We start from the raw sequence: 16,141 nt of genomic DNA on the forward strand, positions 1-16,141 counted from the left end.
GCTCCGCTAGGTAACAATAAAGAATCTGCTTCTGTTGAGAAATTACAAGAGGAGGCGTCCGAAGTATTGGAAACCTCAAAAAGTTATCTTGAATCAGGTTATGGATTTGCAAGAAATCATTGGAAGCCACTCACGGCTGTTATTGTTGCTGCTGTGCTTTGTGCTGTTGGATATCACTATGGCGTTCATCAGCATATGTACGAGGGAATAGCTAAGGTACCCGAGAAAGCAAAAGGTGCATGGGGCTGGATAACGAGCAAGTTCAAGAAAGCTCCTGAATCTAAGTCCGCAGACACCGATAAGAAAAAGACACCTAAAACACCCGCTGAACCTGACAAGGAACCAGAACCTGTAGTTATACCTAAAACACCATCTGAAACTCCTTCTACAAAAGAACCAAAAGATACAACCAGCTCTTATTCTGAGGAAATAAACGAAGAGGAAGATAAAACAGATAAAGAACCAAAACCATTAATATCAGATGTGCCAAAAGTCTCACGAGAATATGAAGGTAAGGACGAATATGTTGTCATGCACGAAAGGGAAGAAGGGGACAATGTCTTTATCCCGTTTAACCAAGAGGTAGGAGTGAAAATGGAGCTTAGACATTCGGTTCCTAAACCGGCAGTACTTAGTTCCAAATCTAGTGCCAAACCGCCTATATATATTCTTTCCGGCGTTAAAAGCAGAACTTCTGCGCCTATAAAAAAAACCCTCCTATAAGCCCGCCGAAGCTAACAAAACCACCGGATTAATAGATACTATGCAGGCAGCTTTGGACGACAAGAATGTAACTATATTCAATCTTGAGAACAAAATTGAAATGCTAGAGAATGCGGTGAAGTTTAAGGACGCAGAGAAAATCAATTTGGGGTTAGAAATTACAGGACTAAAAGCAGAATTAGCAAAAGTAAATGAACAGAATCTTGCTCTCACAAATTCGAATCAAAGTAAACAAGAACAGCTTAATGAATTAAACAAGGTTAATATTGACTTAGCGAACCAACACCGAAAAGATTTATCTACCGACATATCAAAGGATAGTTATCTTTTTAACCTTCAGTCAAAAATTGCAACGCTGGAAAACCAGCTCAGGGTTGCGAACGAGCAAATACATTTTTTGAACATTGAGAATATAGCCCTGAAGCAAAAAAATAAGTAAAGCGGAATGATGACCAAAAAAGATTTTGGGATTGTGGCAGGTGTATCACAAATATCATAACCCTAAGATTTACGAGATAATTATGAGCTTGTCCGAATAAAAATGAAAAAAATTATATGTATATGTATATGTATATGTATATGTTCGTCGTTTGGCTGTGGCAGGCTCCAAAGCGGCGGAAACGCTGAAAATCTTGATGATACCAGCAGAGTAGTCAAACACACACCTCTATCGTCCGACCCTGCAAATTTGCCCGTTCCAACACCACCGCCAATACCAAATCCAACAGTACAATCTAATCGTGACATAGCCTTTTTAGATGAATTTTGCGGTAAGGGAAATGGTGTCCCGTATTTTTGTTATTCTGCGTTATCTTCTGTTATAAATTCAGTTCTCATTTCAATAGAGTGTTCCTCGCATTGTGCGAGTATGTTTCTTAGGATATTAAGAATGTTTTCCGTTTTTAGTTTTCCTGTATATGTGTATCTTACAAATCCCTCTTTCTTGTCTAAGTCAAAAGCAAGTTTATCCCTCTTGGCTGTAGATACATGTTTATCGTTATTGTGGTTTGTAACAAAAAATCCTTCAGTGATTTCTTGTATTTGGTATGCTCAGTTTATTCTTGAGGTTTTCCGAGTAGTTGCGTATCCTCATATTCGGGGTATGTTCTCTCTTGATTTTCATCTTATAAAAAGGGCAATATTGAAATGAAAAAAACTATATGTATATGTATATGTATATGCCTGATGTCTGGCTGTGGTAAGTCGCTTAGGCATGGAAGACCTGTGAATGCTGTTGCTGAGGATAAAGGAAGCGAAGGCGTTTCAACGCATTCGCCGCTGACGTCAGATACTTCAAATGCTTCCGCTTCAACACCTGAGGCTCAGCCTGCGTCTGATACTGCTGATACAGGTAGCTCAGTTTGGAAATATGTCGGTTATACTGTTGCTTTTGCTTTCGTATGTTATGGCGGTTATAAGTTGCTTTATAGATTTGCAAGCTTTACATCTATTGACAGCAGAAATAAACTGTCTGTTGTTAAAGATATTCCTGAAGGTTATAGAAAATGTTATTTTTATGGCTATCATTCTTTTGATAATGAAACAAATGAATGTATTGATGAAATACCTATTGTTAAAGAAGGCTCTTATTTTATTTGCTGGTACTTACCTAATCCGTCAAAGTTGAAACCTCTGAAAACTTGGTTGAGGAAGATACTCGGAATTAAAACACCTGTAGTACACCTGTAGCACGATATTAGTATTTCGGAGAATAGAATGGCAGAAAACGTTGAGAGCGTTACAGAAGACATTTTAAAGGAAACACGCAACATCTACATTTCCGCACAGTCGTTAATAAGGCGGTTATGCGGTAAGTTTGACGAGCCTCCCAGAGACCTGATTGAGACGACGATATTGGCGACCAAGCCCAATAATCAAAGAAGGATTTAAGCAGTTCCAATCTCACTAAAAAAATAATATATAATATAAAGAAATTCGTTATTACTCCTGCCGTCCCGATGGGATAGGATAGGATAGGATAGGATAGGATAGGATAAGTATAAAATGAAAAGAATAGTTAGTTTGGTAGTATGCTGTATGATGTTTATAGGTTGTGGTAAGGCTATGCCAAATCAGGTTCCTGTTGTGAACGTATCTCCTACCCCCGTGAACCTGCCTCCGACACAAGCACAAGTTAACCTTGAGAAGGTTGAAATATCCACTAAGGCACTTGAAAAACAAGCCAGCTATGTAACTGTTGCATTTATCGCGATGGCAGTATCTTTAGGACTAAAAGACTTTGAATTGACTGTTCCTAAACTTGTTTCTAATGCCGTTTTGATATGCCTATGGCTTGCGAGCGGGATAAATGCTGTTTTAGCAGGAAGATAATTGATGTTTTTCGATGACCTCTATAAGTCAGCGAAAAAAGCGATATCGCTGTTCTTAATTATGGTCTTAATCTCAGGCTGCGGTAAACCGCTTAATAATGCTAAATCTGAAGTTGCCAACAACTGTCGCTCAAAAGCCTGAACAGATTAATTCAATGCCTATACCGACACCCGTTCCAAGTCCAACGCTCACACCTAGCCCGTTGGTAATGCCTGTTCCATCGGAAAGCTCTTCATTATTCTGGTTATTCTGGTCGTGCAAATTGGTCTGTAAAATTGTTGGTGGTTTGGTTGCTCTTTTTGTTTTTGGTTCTGCGGTTGGATATTTCCTCTCGAATTGTACTGATACGCATAACCCTAGTTAGAGAAAATCAGCTCGACCCTCTTGAAATAGAAACAGACCCTGAGAGGTCAGCACTCTATGATAAAACTGCCAAAGAGGTACTTGATAAAGTTCTAGCTTTTATTTTTCCTGCAGATATAACAATTCTGGGAAGTATTCCGAAAAGTTTGCCTTCGTCTTTTAACGATGAATTTTAGGAAGATTCTTATATCTGATGAAACAGAACAATCCTATGCAAGGATTGTCCGTGCGTAACAGATTTCCGAATTATTTGAAATGCATACTATTCCAACGTATCCAACATAAATAATACGAAGGGAATAATTATAAGGAAATGAAAAGAATAATACCGCTGTTTTTGGCGGCAAGCTTAGTCTCTGGTCGCGGCAGCTCCAAAGCGGCGAAAACGCTGAAAAAATTTGATGATACCAGCAGAGTAGTCAAACCACACGCCTCTGTCGTCCGACCCTGCGAATTTGCTCGTTCCAACACCGCCGACACCAACTCCAACAGTACGCTCTAATCTTGACTTAGACCCTGTAGAGGAATTGTGCGGTAATAAAAAAAATGTTATCTCGTATGTTTTACATTCTGTGTTATCTTGTGCTGTAAATTCAATGCTTACTACACCGCATTTCTCTGTGAATTGCTCTGCAGGTAGTTTGAACCTTAGTAAGCTTTTTAGAATGTTTTCCGTTTTTAGTTTTCCTGTACATGTGTATCTTACAAATCCCTCTTTTTTGTCTAAGCCAAAAATAAGTTTAGCCTCTTTGACTGTGGATACGTTGGTATCGTTATACAGGCTTATAACAAAAAACACCTCAATCAATGATATATTTGATAAAACTCAGAGTGTTCTTGAGGCTGTCCGATTTGTCGCGTATCCTCTCATACATTGGCTGTTTTTTCTTTTGGTTTTCATGTTATAAAAGGTACAATATGGAAGTGAAAAAAATTATATCTGTATGTTTGTATATATGTCTGATGTCTGGCTGTGATAAGTCGTTTAATCATGGAAGACCTGCGAATGCTGTTGTTGAGGATAAAGGAAGCGAATGCGTTGAAACGCATTCGCTGGCGTCAGATACTTCAAATGCTCCCGCTTCTGCACTACAGCCAACACCGACGCCAACTCCAACAGTACGCTCTAAGCCTAACTCAGACCATTTAGAGGAATTGTGCGGTAAGGGAAATGTTTACCCGTATTTTTTGCATTCTGCGTTATCCTATGCTGTAAATACAACTCTCCTTGTTTGGTCGGCGCAGTTTAATGAAGAACTTGGTAAGTTTTTGGGGATATTAAGAATGAGTTCCGTTTTTAGTTTTCCTGTACATGTAGCTCTTACAAATCATTCTCTTTTGCTTAAGTCAAAAATAAGTTTAGCCTTTTTGGCTGCAGATACATTGCTATCGTTAATAAATCTTAAGGTTGCAAAGGTTACGGCTTTAGTTCTTGCTGTTCAGTTTATTTTTGAGTTTGTCCGAGTAATTGCGTATCCTCATATCTGGTTCTCAATTTCCAACGTTGGAGTATAAAATGAGAAAAATTATATGTGTATGTGTGTGTTTATGTATATGCCTGATGTCTGGCTGTGATAAGCTGCTTAGTCATGGAAGACCTGCGAGTACTGTTGTTGAGGATAAAGGAAGCGAAGCACCGCATTCGCTGGCGTCAGATACTTCAAATGCTTCCGCTTCAACACCTGAGCCTCAGCCTTTGTCTGATAGTGCTGTGTCTTCCTCTTGGTTTTCTTGGCATTGGTATTTTCCTACGATTAATACAGGTAATATAATTGCGAATTATGCTTTGAATATTGCTGTTTATGCTCTTGCTCTTGTTGGCGTATGTTATGGCGGTTATAGTTCGCTTTATAGATTTGCAGATATTAAGTCTATCTCTGTAGATAAATTGAAGGTTGTTGAAAATATTATGGGAAATTATGCACTATGTCATTTTCAAGATGGTCATTTTTTTTCTAGTGTTTCAAGTAAATATATTGACGAAATACCTGTTAAGGTTAATGGGCTTAAAAGTGCTTACTGCTATATACCTAATCCGTCAAAGCTGAAACCTCTGTTGAGGAAGATATTCGGAATTAAAACACCCGTATTTAAAAAGTTTGCAATATAGGAGCCTAGAATGCCCGAGAACGTTGAGAGCGTTACAGAAGACATTTTAAAGGAAACACGCAATATCTGCATTTCCGCACAGTCGTTAATAAAGCGGTTATGCGGTAAGTTTGACGAGTTTCCGAGAGAGTTGATTGAGCTGTGCGAAAATATAATATATAATCAAAAATATAAGATTATAATAAATTCAATCTCTAGAATTGAGGTTAATTTGAAAAAATGAAAAAAGTAACAGCTTTGTTTTTAATTGTAAGTTTAATTTCTGGCTGTGTAACATATAATGAAGACGGCTATAGTAAAGATGGCTACGATAGAGATGGCTACGATAGAAAAGGCTATGACAGAGCTGGTTATGATGTATGTGGTTTTGATGAAGCTGGTTTTGATAAAGATGGTTTTGATAAATGCGGTTATGATATAGATGGCGTCGATATAGATGGTCTTGTGAGAGTCGGCTATAATAAAGACGGCTACGATAGAGATGGCTACGATAAAAAAGGTTTTAATAGAGGCGGCTATAATAAAGACGGCTTTGATGAGTATGGTTGTGACAGATATGGTTATGATAAGCGTGGCTATGACAGGCAGGGCTATGATAAAACAGGTTTTAATAAAGATGGTTATGACAGGCAAGGCTATAGTAAAAGCGGCTTTGACATCTTTGGTTATGATAGAGAAGACTATGATATATATGGTTTTGATGTAGATGGCTTTGACAGAGTCGGCTATGATAGACAGGGCTATGATAAAACAGGTTTTAATAAAGATGGTTATGACAGGCAGGGCTATGATAAAACAGGTTTTAATAAACGCGGCTATAATAGGCAAGGCTATGATAAAGATTTTAAAAAAGAGTTTAGACGTATTCAAGTAGTCAGCGTAGAGCAGGTAGAATAATGAAAAACGAAGATGGTTATGATGTAGGATAAAAAAATTGGCTTTTAAAGACTATGATAAACTAATGATTAGTCTTGCCGCGTCAAGATTCTATCTTCTCAGTTAGCCGCAGCGATATTCGGACGAGTGTTCAAAGAGGAAATATAATGCCTGAAAACATTGAGAGATATGTTGAAGGCATTTTAAAAGAAACCCGCAGTATTTACATTTGAAATAGCAAACCAGACTGCCCAGAGCATAGATGTAAACACAAATCCGGCCGCAATCTGCGAGGCGGTAAAAACGTAGCCGCAGACGTTTGCCCTGACGCGCAGCAAGACAGAATTGACGTCGAACTCGAAAGATTAAATGAGGGGCAGCAGGACAGATAAAAGAAATGAGCGGATAGCGGCATTACCCGTCCGCGCGGGCGCAGCCGCAGAATGGGCGGTTGAACTACAGAGAACTGCATGTTAGTTTCTTATATAGCTGCGGAGTTCCAAGTCGCCGCGGAGGGGAGAGACAACCTGCTTCCTTCACGCTGGCAAGGAGCGCAAAATGGAAAGAGTATCTGCAGTCGTGTTGTGTTGCGCGTTGATGGCTGGTTGCCAGCCGCAGACGGGCAGTGTGGCGAAAATCGTAAAGCCCAAGAAACAGTGATAGTAGAATAGATGGTTGAGAGCGCGGAGTCCCTGCACAATCTGTAATAAACGTATATCAGTTGTTGCCCGCAACCGCTGTATATGTGTTGTCTGCGGCGGTTCTTGCGATAGGGATTTGCGGTACAAAAGCAGGGCGGAAAGTCTTGATTCAAGGGAGAGGAAAGCTGGGCTAAACAAGAAAGAATTAGAGCAGTCGGACTCCAAATTATATGCCGATACGCTGGATAAATTCGAAGACAATCGCGGGAAAGCCGTTGAACGTTTTGAGGAGATAGAGACGCTGAGAGCAGAACATCCATATACAGAGAGAACAGTACGGGAGATATTAACAAACAATACAAAGAGCGGTTTGAAATCGAATAGACTGAGAGAAAGCAGCAAAAGGATTGTCCGCTCGTATCTGTTTGCTGAATTATCTGAAACGCGTACTGTTTTCTTAAGATAGATAGTACAAGGGGACTAATTACAAAAAAATGAAAAAAATAATATCGCTGTTCTTAATAGCAGTCTTAATCTCTGGCTGTTCAAAATATCATAAATATGGCTATGACAAATGTGGCTATGATATAGAAGGCTTTCATAAAGCTGGTTATGATATATATGGTTATGGCAAAAATGGCTATGATAGAAGTGGTTATAATATAAATGGCTATGATAAAGATGGCTATGACAGAGCTGGCTATAGCATAAGTGGCTATAATAGAGACGGTTATGACAAATATGGCTATGATATAGAAGGCTTGCATAAAGATGGTTATGATAAATATGGTTATGACAAAAATGGCTATGATAGAAGTGGCTATGACAGATATGGCTATAATAAAACAGGTTTTAATAAACGCGGCTATGATAGGCAGGGCTATGATAGATTTGGCAATTATGTCTTTAAAGAGAGAGCTTGACTAAAAATGGTTCTGATAGATATGATAATTATGTTCCTCAATAGGAATTGAAGTATTGGGAAAACCCTGCAAGAAAATGAAAAGAATAATATCGCTGTTCTTAATAGCAGTCTTAATCTCTGGCTGTTCAAGATATGATAAATATGGCTATGACAAATATGGCTATGATAGATTTGGCTATGATAGACGTGGCTATGATAGATTTTGCTGTGATAGAAATGGCCATAGAGATGTCTACTATGATGAAAGTTGCTATGACAGGTTTGGCAATTATGCCTTTAAAGAGAGCGTGTCATTTTTTGTTTGATTAAAAATGGTTCTGATAGATATGATAATTATGTTCCTCAATAGGAATTGAAGTATTGGGAAAACCCTGCAAAAAAAATGAAAAGAATAATATCGCTGTTCTTGATTGCCAAGCTTAATCTCTGGCTGTGGCAGACTGGCTGATAGCATAAGACCTGCGGGCGTTGTTGCTGGCAGCGGGGAAAATATTCCAATTCTTGAGCCTTTAAAAGCTCCCGCACCTGAACCGACATTTACGCCAAATCCAACGCCTGAGCAGAATGAGACTGTTCCAGCCTTGCCCGATACGATTAATACAGATTGCTCGTATCGGGCAAGGCTGGAACAGTCTCATTCTTAAAGAAGTAACTCGTCTCTGGCTTTATTATGACTCTATTACACTAAAACAGATTAAAGAAGCGCCTGTTTTAAATGAATTGTCTTTTAGATTGTTTTGTATTTATAAGTCTGCACCTAGTAACTAGGAGATAATATGAAGAAAATTATATGGATGTGTTTGTGTGTATTCTTGTCGTCTGGCTGTGGTAGTTTGCCTAATCATGTAAGACCTGTGAATGATTTTACTGAAAAGGTTGAGCAAGTTAATCCAGCGCCGATGTCAACGCCAAATCCAAATCCAACGCCAATGTATGATAAAGCTGGCTATGATAGAGAAGGCTATGATAAAGCTGGCTATGATAAAACAGGCTATAATAAAGCTGGCTATGATAGAGAAGGCTATGATAGAACTGGCTATAATAAAGATGGCTATGATAGAGAAGGCTATGATAGAACTGGCTATAAAGCTGGCTATAATAGAGCAGGCTATAATAAAAGAGGCTATAATAAAGATGGCTATAATCAAGACGGCTATGATAAAGACGGCTATGATCAAGACGGCTATAATAAAGGCGGCTATGATCAAGCTGGCTTTCATAAATCTGGCTATGATAAAGACGGCTTTAATAAAAAAGGCCGCGATAAAGACGGCTATAAAAAGGACGGCTATCATTATAAAGATGACTATGATAGAGAAGGCCTTGATAAAAAAGGTAAACCAAGAGTTTTCTATAGCCGCTGGACTAGGCAGTTGCTCTGGTTCTGGTTAAGAAAGTAGTTGCAAATTTGAATAATAATTTTAATTTGTACGATAGAAATAGATTTTTTTGCATTTAAGATTTTATCTTCTTGCAAGCCCGCTCTGTTCAGCGGGCTTGCATACATATAAGCGGATAATCTTATGCATAAGATTTTGTCTTCTAGGTTAAACGCAACGAGTAACTCTGCTGCGTTTATTTTTTTGTGTTGACGGAATACGTTAATTCGCGTGCAAAAATACGTTAAATCATATGCCGGTTTACGTGTTTCTATATGCTAACCTGCTCAAGAACGCATTGAATTTTCAACGTTTTGGCTTCTCTCTAAGCCGCTGGTGTTTAAACAAAAATTATTTCTGAAAAGTTGTATGTTTTTATTTATTAACGTAATCCGGCGGGAAACAGTAAGAAAACTGCGATGTTTAAATTAAAGTGAGCTTAGCTATTCTTGCGAGCAGTTTTTTCCACTGTCCGTTTTCAAATAAAACTACAAGTTTTAAATCGTTTCCTATTCCGCTTTTTTCGACAATTTTGCCGTTGCCAAAAACGGGATGCAGGACCAACGTCCCTATTTTGTACGGGCTTGAATCCCTGTCGGAAGCGTAAAGCGGCTCGTCTTTTGTTATCTCGCAATCAGACGGCGCGCCGCCGTCTCCGCATATTATTTCGGCTTTTAAGGGTTTTCTATTAAAACTCCGCAAACTTTGTTTTTGATTGTATTCCGTTTCGTTAAATTCGTCTTTGAATCCAGCTTCCGCAATGAAACGCGACGGCATATTCCATATTGTTTTACCGAAAATCTTTCTTTCTGCCGACCAGCATAAATGCAGACGTTTTCTTGCTCTTGTCATTCCCACGTACATGAGCCTTCTTTCTTCTTCGAGTTCTTTGTGGTTAAAAGCGGATTCTCCTATCGGGAACAATCCTTCTTCAAGTCCGCATATAAAAACATTGTCAAACTCTAACCCTTTAGCTAAATGCAGGGTCATTAAAGTAACTCTGCCGTTCGACTCGTCAAGGGAATCTATATCGCTTATCAGAGAAATCTGTGTTAAGTATCCCGCTAGCGATTTATCGTTCGACGAACTGCTTTCAAAATCATCGATAGCGGAAATCAACTCTTGTATATTTTCTATTTTTACCTTAGATTCGGGCGTGTTTTCCGTTTCAAGTTCTTCTAAATATCCCGAATCTTTTATGACTTTTTCGGCAAGCGATTTAACGGAATTGTTTTCTTTTAATCCGGAAAAATTTTTTATAAGTTGCGCAAAAGAATTTAAAGCTTTTATCGGTCCTTTATTTAAGCCTGCTTCCTGAGCAAAAGGCATAGCCTGCCAGATAGACATATTTTTAAGTAGCGCAAATTTTTCAAGTGTTTCTACAGATGTTTTTCCAATGCCTCTTTTTGGAATGTTTATAACCCTTTTGAAACTGATGTTGTCGTTTGGATTGTGTATAAGTTTTAAGTAAGCCATAATGTCTTTGATTTCCGCGCGGTCATAAAATCGAAGCGTGCCTCTAATGGCGTAAGGTATGCGAAATCTTCTAAAAGCGTCTTCAATAGCGCGGGACTGCGCGTTTATCCTGTAGAAAACCGCAAAATCTGAGAGTTTATATTTGTTGTTGTATGTGTTTGGATAAATTAAGTCGGCGATTTTTTCCGCTTCGTCGTTTTCATTTAAGGCTTTTAAAACTGATACGGATTCGCTGTCGGGATTTTGCGTCCATAGCCGTTTGGATATTCTTGCGTTGTTGTGTTTTACAACTTGGGTAGCCGCAGACAGAATTTTTGGAGTTGACCTGTAATTCTGTTCTAATTTTACCGATTTTGCGTTCGGATAATCTTTTTCAAAATCCAGAATATTGTTTATATCGGCTCCTCTCCACGAATATACCGACTGATCGTCGTCTCCGACGACGCATATATTGCTATGTCCGCCCGCCATCAGTTTTATAAGCATATACTGCGCATGGTTTGTGTCCTGATATTCGTCAACCATAATATATTTGTATTTTTCCCGGTAATGCTTTAGCAGTTCCGGGTATTTCCGCAGGGACGAGACAGCGCGCATTATCAGATCGCCGAAATCCATGACGCCTGCTCTTTCTAGTTTTTTCTGGTAAAGTTCATAAATTTTTGCCGTTGCGGCTCCCAAAAAATTGCCCGCGCGTTCAGCTTCTGCCGCCACATCGGACGGAAATTTTAAATCGTCTTTTGCGCGGCTTATTTTATCTGTTATTGTTGAAATTTTGAATTTTTTATCGTCGATATTTAGTTCTTTCATGCAGTCTTTGACTACGTTTTTCTGATCGGCGAAATCATATATTAAAAAGTCGGGGTTTAAATTGACTTTTGAAGCTTCAACGCGCAGAAAATATGCGCAAAATGAGTGAAATGTCGATATCCATACGTCTGCTCCCGACTGGGGAATCAAACCGGCTACTCTTTTTTTCATTTCTGCGGCGGCTTTGTTGGTGAATGTGACGGCTAAAATAGACCACGGCTTAACGCCTAGAGAAAGCAGATACGCGATTCTGTGCGTGATAACTCTGGTTTTGCCTGTTCCTGCTCCGGCAAAGATTATCAGAGGTCCCTCGGTGCAAAGGACGGCTTCCGATTGGGAAGGATTTAAATTTTTAGTTAATATTTCTTTCATTTCTTGTGCGTTTTATCCAGTTTCTGCCTTTTTCTGCTGAAAGATAAAAGGATAGATTAAATGTTTTGTCTGTAAACTTTACGCCTTTTTTGCCTTTTTAATTTATTTGTTTTGTTTGTTTCTCGCCGCCGGTCTTAAAATTTGCCCGATATTTACGGGCGGAATAGTCGCGGAATATTCTTTCGTTAAAAAGTTTTAACTGCATACCGCGGCGGATTTTCGCGCGTGTATATTATAGCAAAGAATTGTCTGTCGCTTATCTTGAAAAGATGAAAGAGATATGTATGGTATGACTTATAAAAATTTTGGTATAATTCCAAGACAAGATGATATATGCGTGTTAAGAGAATTTTTTGATGTTGCCTGCCATTTTCAAGAAAACGCTGCTTTAGAAAAATTCAGAAAGAAAAAGCAAGAGACGGCGTATTTCGGTTGTAAAATCTCGTCGGTATGATAAAAAAACCGGAAATAATATTGAAGTCTCGCGGGAGGAATAGAATGGATATTTTGCTTGAAAGAAAAAGCGTTCGCAAATATACGGATGAAGACGTTAAAAAAGAGGATTTAGATTATATTCTGCTCGCCGCTATGTCTGCTCCTACGGCAAGAAATACAAGATGTTACTCTTTTATAGTAGTAAAGGATAAAGAAACGCATCAAAAGATTGCTGCGGTACACCGCGCCGCGCAGATGATTTTGCAGGCTCCTTTGGCGATTTTAGTTGTAGGGGATCAAAATATTGCCTATAAAAAATATTTGCCGCAAGACTGCGCGGCGGCGACGCAAAATATCCTTCTTGCGGCTGCCGCTAAAGGATATGGTTCGGTTTGGTGCGGCGTTTACTCGGATGAAGAAAGATCAGAGGCTATAGAAAAACTTTTCAATCTCCCTGAAAACATAAGAGCTTTTTCTCTTGTTGTTGTAGGCAAATCGGCTGACAATAATCTGCCGAAAAATGGCTGGCAGCCTGAAAAGATTAAGTATGAAGCTTGGAAATGATAAAACAAGATTTAAAAAACGCTTTAAATGATATATTCGCAAAGTATTTGCGGGAGCAAGGAATAACGGACAGCCTGAATTTTACCGTAGAAGCTGCGCCGAAAAATATTGGCGCCGATTTTGCCTTAAATGCGGCGATGCTTTTGGCAAAAAAAGTTAAAAAAAATCCAAGAGCCGTCGCTCGGGAACTGATAGATGTAGCGGTTAAGGAAATTCCGGAACTTATAGAAAAAGCTGAAATAGCCGGGGCGGGTTTTATTAATCTCTGCGTTAAAAATGAAGTTCTTTACAAAGAACTTGAGAAAATTCTTAAAGAAAAAGATAAATACGGCAGTTTTTCTGAAAACAATAAAAAGAAAATTCTAGTGGAGTTTGTTTCGGCAAATCCTACCGGACCTTTGCATGTCGGGCATGGACGCGGCGCCGCAATAGGCGATTCTCTTGCGAGAATATTAAAATATTTGGGATATGATGTTGCGAAAGAATATTATTTAAACGATGTCGGAAATCAAATGCTTGTTTTGGCAAAATCTGTGGAGATTCGTTTCAGGCGGCTCAAAGGCGAAAAAATTGATTTCCCTCTAGATTGCTATCAGGGCAGTTATATTGTTGATATCGCGAGACGTCTGGTTTCCGAAAACAGAGATATTGATGAGATAAATTTTAAATATGAAGCTGTAAAGGGTATTCTGTCCGAGATTAAAAAAGATTTAAAAGATTTCGCAGTAGAATTTGACAGCTGGTTTTCTGAAGGGGAGATAGCTGTTGATAAAGATAAAAACGGCAGGACGGAAGTTGATAAAATATGCGAATATCTGCTTGCAAAAGACGCCGCTTATGTAAAGGACGGAGCTTTATGGCTTGCTTCGACAAAATTTGGCGACGATAAAGACAGAGTTTTAAAGAGAAGCGCCGGCGGATATACTTATCTTGCTTCGGATATAGCGTATCATAAGAACAAGTTTGAAAGAGGTTTTACAAAACTTGTCAATCTCTGGGGAACAGACCATCACGGATATGTCGCGAGAATAAAAGCCTGCGCGCAGATGTTGGGTTATAGCAAGGAAACGTTAAATGTTATTCTTTATCAGCTTGTTTCGCTTTTAAGAAACGGAAAACCCGCGGCTATGTCGACGCGCTCAGGCGAGTTTGTAACTTTAAAAGAGGTTGTAAACGAAGTTGGAAAAGATGCGTGCAGATTTTTCTTTTTACTGCGTTCTCCCGATTCGCAGCTTGAGTTTGATTTAGAGCTTGCAAAAAAACAGTCAAGCGAAAACCCTGTTTTTTACGTTCAATATGTCAATGCGCGGTGTAGTTCTATTATTGGGCAGAGTAAGGCTAGAAGCGATATTGTTGCGGATATCGGAAATATAGATTTTAGTTTGCTTAATACTAAAGAAGAAAGAAATTTAATAAAACAGCTTGCGGCGTTTTGCGATACGCTTGCGCTGTCTGAAAAAACTATGAGTCCGCATTATTTCGCGGTTTATTTAACTGAACTTGCCGACATATACCACAAATTCTATGAGAAATGCCGCGTGTTAACCGATAACGCAGAACTTACTTCTGCAAGACTCAAGCTTGTTGAAGGCGTTATGATAATAATTAAAAACGGATTAAATCTTTTGGGCGTTTCCTCGCCTGATAAAATGTAAGACAAAATTATTGCCGCGCCGCATACCTCAGCTCCCTTAAGATAAGATGTAAACAGAAATTGCCAGCGTATCGCTCCTTGCGAAAACGTATGTCTCCGAAACGCTGTTGTTTTTGATTGTTAAAAAGCGGAATTCCATTTTGGCGGGATATGACATAAGAAGGCGTTCTTGCAGACGCTTCTAAAACGGCAAAGCCTTAAAGTTTAAATTCTCGTTATTTGCTTTTTTAACGCCGCTGCTTTCCATATGTTTATTATGCTCTGATGTGGCAAAAAAAAGATTTATAGTTAAAAGAAATTTGGGAAATTGTTGTTTGTAAATGAATAAAAATACAGAGAAAATACTATGGGCAACAGAATAGATATAAAGAAGCCAATAATAGATTGGGCTGTAGAGCGTTCGGGCAAAGGTCGGGATTTTTTTTTAAGAGAGTTTCCTAAACTCGATTCTTGGGGAGAAGAAATTAAACCTACTCTAAAGCAGATTCAAGATTTTTCTAGAAAAGCAAATATTCCCTTCGGATATTTATTTTTGGAAGAACCTTTTGCTGAAAAGCTGCCGATGACAGATTATCGCACTGCCGGCAACGAACCTGTAGGCAACCCGAGTCCCGAACTGCTTGAAACAATATATTTAATGCAGAGAAGGCAGGATTGGCTGCGTTCTTATCGAATTGAAAATGGCGGCGAACCGCTGGATTTTGTGGCTTCTTTTTCAAAATCAGATAAAATCGATGAGATCGAAATTGCGAAAAATATAAGAGAAACATTGAAACTTGACTGCGGCTGGTCGAGAAAATGTAAGGACTGGAACGAAGCTCTTAAACTGTTAAACGATAAAATTGAGGATATTGGAATTGTGCTGATTTTTAACGGAATTGTTGGGAACAACACATCTAGAAAATTGCTTGTTAAAGAATTTAGAGGATTTGTGTTGTCCGATAAGTATGCTCCTTTGATATTTGTTAATAATTCTGATGCTAAGGCGGCGCAGATGTTTACCGTTGCCCACGAACTTGCGCATTTGTGGTTAAGCGCAGACGGCGGAATATTTAATCTTGGTAAAATGCAGTCTGACGTAAAAGAAATCGAGGTAAAGTGCAATAAGATTGCGGCTGAATTCTTAGTTCCAAAATCTGAATTCTTAAAACAGTGGGATGAATATAGAGAGAATTTTGATGATATAGCGAAACATTTTAAAGTGAGTCCTATAGTTTGCGCGATACGAGCGTTAAATCTTAAATTGATTCTTAAGAAATGTTTTGATGATTTTTATAAAAAATATGCTGAAGAATTAGAAAGGAAAAATAAGGAAAACAAAGGCGGAAATTTTTATGCAACGCAGTGTTACAAAATAGGTAAGAATTTATCTGCTGCGATAAAAAACGCTGTTGCCGACGGATCTTTGCTTTATAGGGACGCTTATAATTTGACGGGATTGTACGGCAAAACATTTGATAAATATTTCGAGGAAGGAGTTTGA

The 16,141-nt window shown here is 38.7% G+C and carries 24 protein-coding genes and 1 pseudogene; 22 read left to right on the top strand and 3 right to left on the bottom strand.

The features are described from left to right. From LE179_RS05030 to LE179_RS05060, 7 genes and pseudogenes are all read left to right on the top strand, one after another. Positions 1-723, top strand: a pseudogene (locus tag LE179_RS05030) (hypothetical protein); the annotation flags it as partial. 52 nt (positions 724-775) lie between these two features. Beyond that, complete coding sequence (locus tag LE179_RS05035; protein ID WP_374129283.1) at positions 776-1,162, top strand: hypothetical protein; 387 nt, start codon at positions 776-778, stop codon at positions 1,160-1,162. Positions 1,163-1,264: 102 nt separating this feature from the next. Then, positions 1,265-1,873: a hypothetical protein gene (locus LE179_RS05040; RefSeq protein ID WP_374129284.1), complete on the top strand. Its 609-nt coding sequence runs from the start codon at positions 1,265-1,267 to the stop codon at positions 1,871-1,873. After that, entirely contained in the window at positions 1,870-2,412 is a 543-nt protein-coding gene (locus LE179_RS05045) for a hypothetical protein (RefSeq protein ID WP_374129285.1), read from the top strand. The genes LE179_RS05040 and LE179_RS05045 overlap by 4 nt, the downstream gene beginning before the upstream one ends. Positions 2,413-2,439: 27 nt before the next feature. After that, positions 2,440-2,613 (top strand): hypothetical protein, encoded by a 174-nt coding sequence (locus LE179_RS05050; RefSeq protein WP_374129286.1) that lies wholly within the window; start codon positions 2,440-2,442, stop codon positions 2,611-2,613. Between the two features lie 114 nt (positions 2,614-2,727). Continuing rightward, positions 2,728-3,054 carry a hypothetical protein gene (locus LE179_RS05055; protein WP_374129287.1) on the top strand — a complete coding sequence of 109 codons (327 nt, stop codon included), beginning with the start codon at positions 2,728-2,730 and terminating at the stop codon, positions 3,052-3,054. A gap of 3 nt (positions 3,055-3,057) precedes the next feature. Next, positions 3,058-3,195, top strand: coding sequence for a hypothetical protein (locus tag LE179_RS05060; RefSeq protein ID WP_374129288.1), 138 nt, complete (start codon positions 3,058-3,060; stop codon positions 3,193-3,195). Here the strand turns inward: LE179_RS05060 and LE179_RS05065 are convergent. Beyond that, on the bottom strand, positions 3,184-3,315 hold the full coding sequence (locus LE179_RS05065; RefSeq protein WP_374129289.1) for a hypothetical protein: 132 nt from the start codon (positions 3,313-3,315) through the stop codon (positions 3,184-3,186). The two genes, LE179_RS05060 and LE179_RS05065, sit on opposite strands and share 12 nt — an antisense overlap. A gap of 44 nt (positions 3,316-3,359) precedes the next feature. On the opposite strand from LE179_RS05065, the gene LE179_RS05070 reads away from it, so the two are divergent. Beyond that, positions 3,360-3,593, top strand: a complete 234-nt coding sequence (locus LE179_RS05070; protein ID WP_374129290.1) for a hypothetical protein — start codon at positions 3,360-3,362, stop codon at positions 3,591-3,593. A gap of 173 nt (positions 3,594-3,766) precedes the next feature. Here LE179_RS05070 and LE179_RS05075 read toward each other — a convergent pair whose 3' ends face one another. Further along, positions 3,767-4,225 carry a hypothetical protein gene (locus tag LE179_RS05075; RefSeq protein WP_374129291.1) on the bottom strand — a complete coding sequence of 153 codons (459 nt, stop codon included), beginning with the start codon at positions 4,223-4,225 and terminating at the stop codon, positions 3,767-3,769. A 110-nt stretch (positions 4,226-4,335) separates the two neighbouring features. Here LE179_RS05075 and LE179_RS05080 point away from each other — a divergent pair, with 110 nt between their 5' ends. From LE179_RS05080 to LE179_RS05125, 10 genes are all read left to right on the top strand, one after another. After that, positions 4,336-4,932, top strand: coding sequence for a hypothetical protein (locus LE179_RS05080; protein ID WP_374129292.1), 597 nt, complete (start codon positions 4,336-4,338; stop codon positions 4,930-4,932). Between the two features lies 1 nt (position 4,933). Beyond that, positions 4,934-5,527 carry a hypothetical protein gene (locus LE179_RS05085; protein ID WP_374129293.1) on the top strand — a complete coding sequence of 198 codons (594 nt, stop codon included), beginning with the start codon at positions 4,934-4,936 and terminating at the stop codon, positions 5,525-5,527. Positions 5,528-5,536: 9 nt separating this feature from the next. Continuing rightward, positions 5,537-5,749: a hypothetical protein gene (locus LE179_RS05090; protein WP_374129294.1), complete on the top strand. Its 213-nt coding sequence runs from the start codon at positions 5,537-5,539 to the stop codon at positions 5,747-5,749. Next, entirely contained in the window at positions 5,746-6,423 is a 678-nt protein-coding gene (locus LE179_RS05095) for a hypothetical protein (RefSeq protein WP_374129295.1), read from the top strand. The genes LE179_RS05090 and LE179_RS05095 overlap by 4 nt, the downstream gene beginning before the upstream one ends. 449 nt (positions 6,424-6,872) lie before the next feature. Further along, entirely contained in the window at positions 6,873-7,073 is a 201-nt protein-coding gene (locus LE179_RS05100; protein WP_374129296.1) for a hypothetical protein, read from the top strand. Positions 7,074-7,077: 4 nt separating this feature from the next. Continuing rightward, positions 7,078-7,509, top strand: a complete 432-nt coding sequence (locus LE179_RS05105; RefSeq protein ID WP_374129297.1) for a hypothetical protein — start codon at positions 7,078-7,080, stop codon at positions 7,507-7,509. A 28-nt stretch (positions 7,510-7,537) separates the two neighbouring features. After that, on the top strand, positions 7,538-7,966 hold the full coding sequence (locus tag LE179_RS05110; RefSeq protein WP_374129298.1) for a lipoprotein: 429 nt from the start codon (positions 7,538-7,540) through the stop codon (positions 7,964-7,966). 76 nt (positions 7,967-8,042) lie between these two features. Further along, a complete protein-coding gene (locus LE179_RS05115) occupies positions 8,043-8,273 on the top strand; it encodes a membrane lipoprotein lipid attachment site-containing protein (RefSeq protein ID WP_374129299.1) in 231 nt (76 codons plus the stop codon). A gap of 105 nt (positions 8,274-8,378) precedes the next feature. Further along, positions 8,379-8,612: a hypothetical protein gene (locus tag LE179_RS05120; RefSeq protein ID WP_374129300.1), complete on the top strand. Its 234-nt coding sequence runs from the start codon at positions 8,379-8,381 to the stop codon at positions 8,610-8,612. Positions 8,613-8,744: 132 nt separating this feature from the next. Further along, the gene (locus LE179_RS05125; protein ID WP_374129301.1) at positions 8,745-9,368 is read left to right on the top strand and encodes a hypothetical protein; all 624 of its coding nucleotides are present in this window, start codon (positions 8,745-8,747) and stop codon (positions 9,366-9,368) included. Between the two features lie 402 nt (positions 9,369-9,770). Here the strand turns inward: LE179_RS05125 and LE179_RS05130 are convergent, their stop codons facing one another. Further along, positions 9,771-12,005: an ATP-dependent helicase gene (locus LE179_RS05130; RefSeq protein ID WP_374129302.1), complete on the bottom strand. Its 2,235-nt coding sequence runs from the start codon at positions 12,003-12,005 to the stop codon at positions 9,771-9,773. Positions 12,006-12,294: 289 nt separating this feature from the next. On the opposite strand from LE179_RS05130, the gene LE179_RS05135 reads away from it, so the two are divergent. From LE179_RS05135 to LE179_RS05150, 4 genes are all read left to right on the top strand, one after another. Continuing rightward, the gene (locus LE179_RS05135; protein ID WP_374129303.1) at positions 12,295-12,459 is read left to right on the top strand and encodes a hypothetical protein; all 165 of its coding nucleotides are present in this window, start codon (positions 12,295-12,297) and stop codon (positions 12,457-12,459) included. A gap of 44 nt (positions 12,460-12,503) precedes the next feature. Further along, positions 12,504-13,004, top strand: coding sequence for a nitroreductase family protein (locus tag LE179_RS05140; protein WP_374129304.1), 501 nt, complete (start codon positions 12,504-12,506; stop codon positions 13,002-13,004). After that, positions 13,001-14,659, top strand: coding sequence for an arginine--tRNA ligase (gene argS / locus LE179_RS05145; protein ID WP_374129305.1), 1,659 nt, complete (start codon positions 13,001-13,003; stop codon positions 14,657-14,659). The genes LE179_RS05140 and argS overlap by 4 nt, the downstream gene beginning before the upstream one ends. 345 nt (positions 14,660-15,004) lie before the next feature. After that, on the top strand, positions 15,005-16,141 hold the full coding sequence (locus LE179_RS05150; RefSeq protein WP_374129306.1) for an ImmA/IrrE family metallo-endopeptidase: 1,137 nt from the start codon (positions 15,005-15,007) through the stop codon (positions 16,139-16,141).

Origin of the sequence: Candidatus Endomicrobiellum agilis (genome assembly GCF_020328115.1) — a bacterium.
GTDB classification, from domain to species: Bacteria; Elusimicrobiota; Endomicrobiia; order Endomicrobiales; family Endomicrobiaceae; genus Endomicrobiellum; species Endomicrobiellum agilis.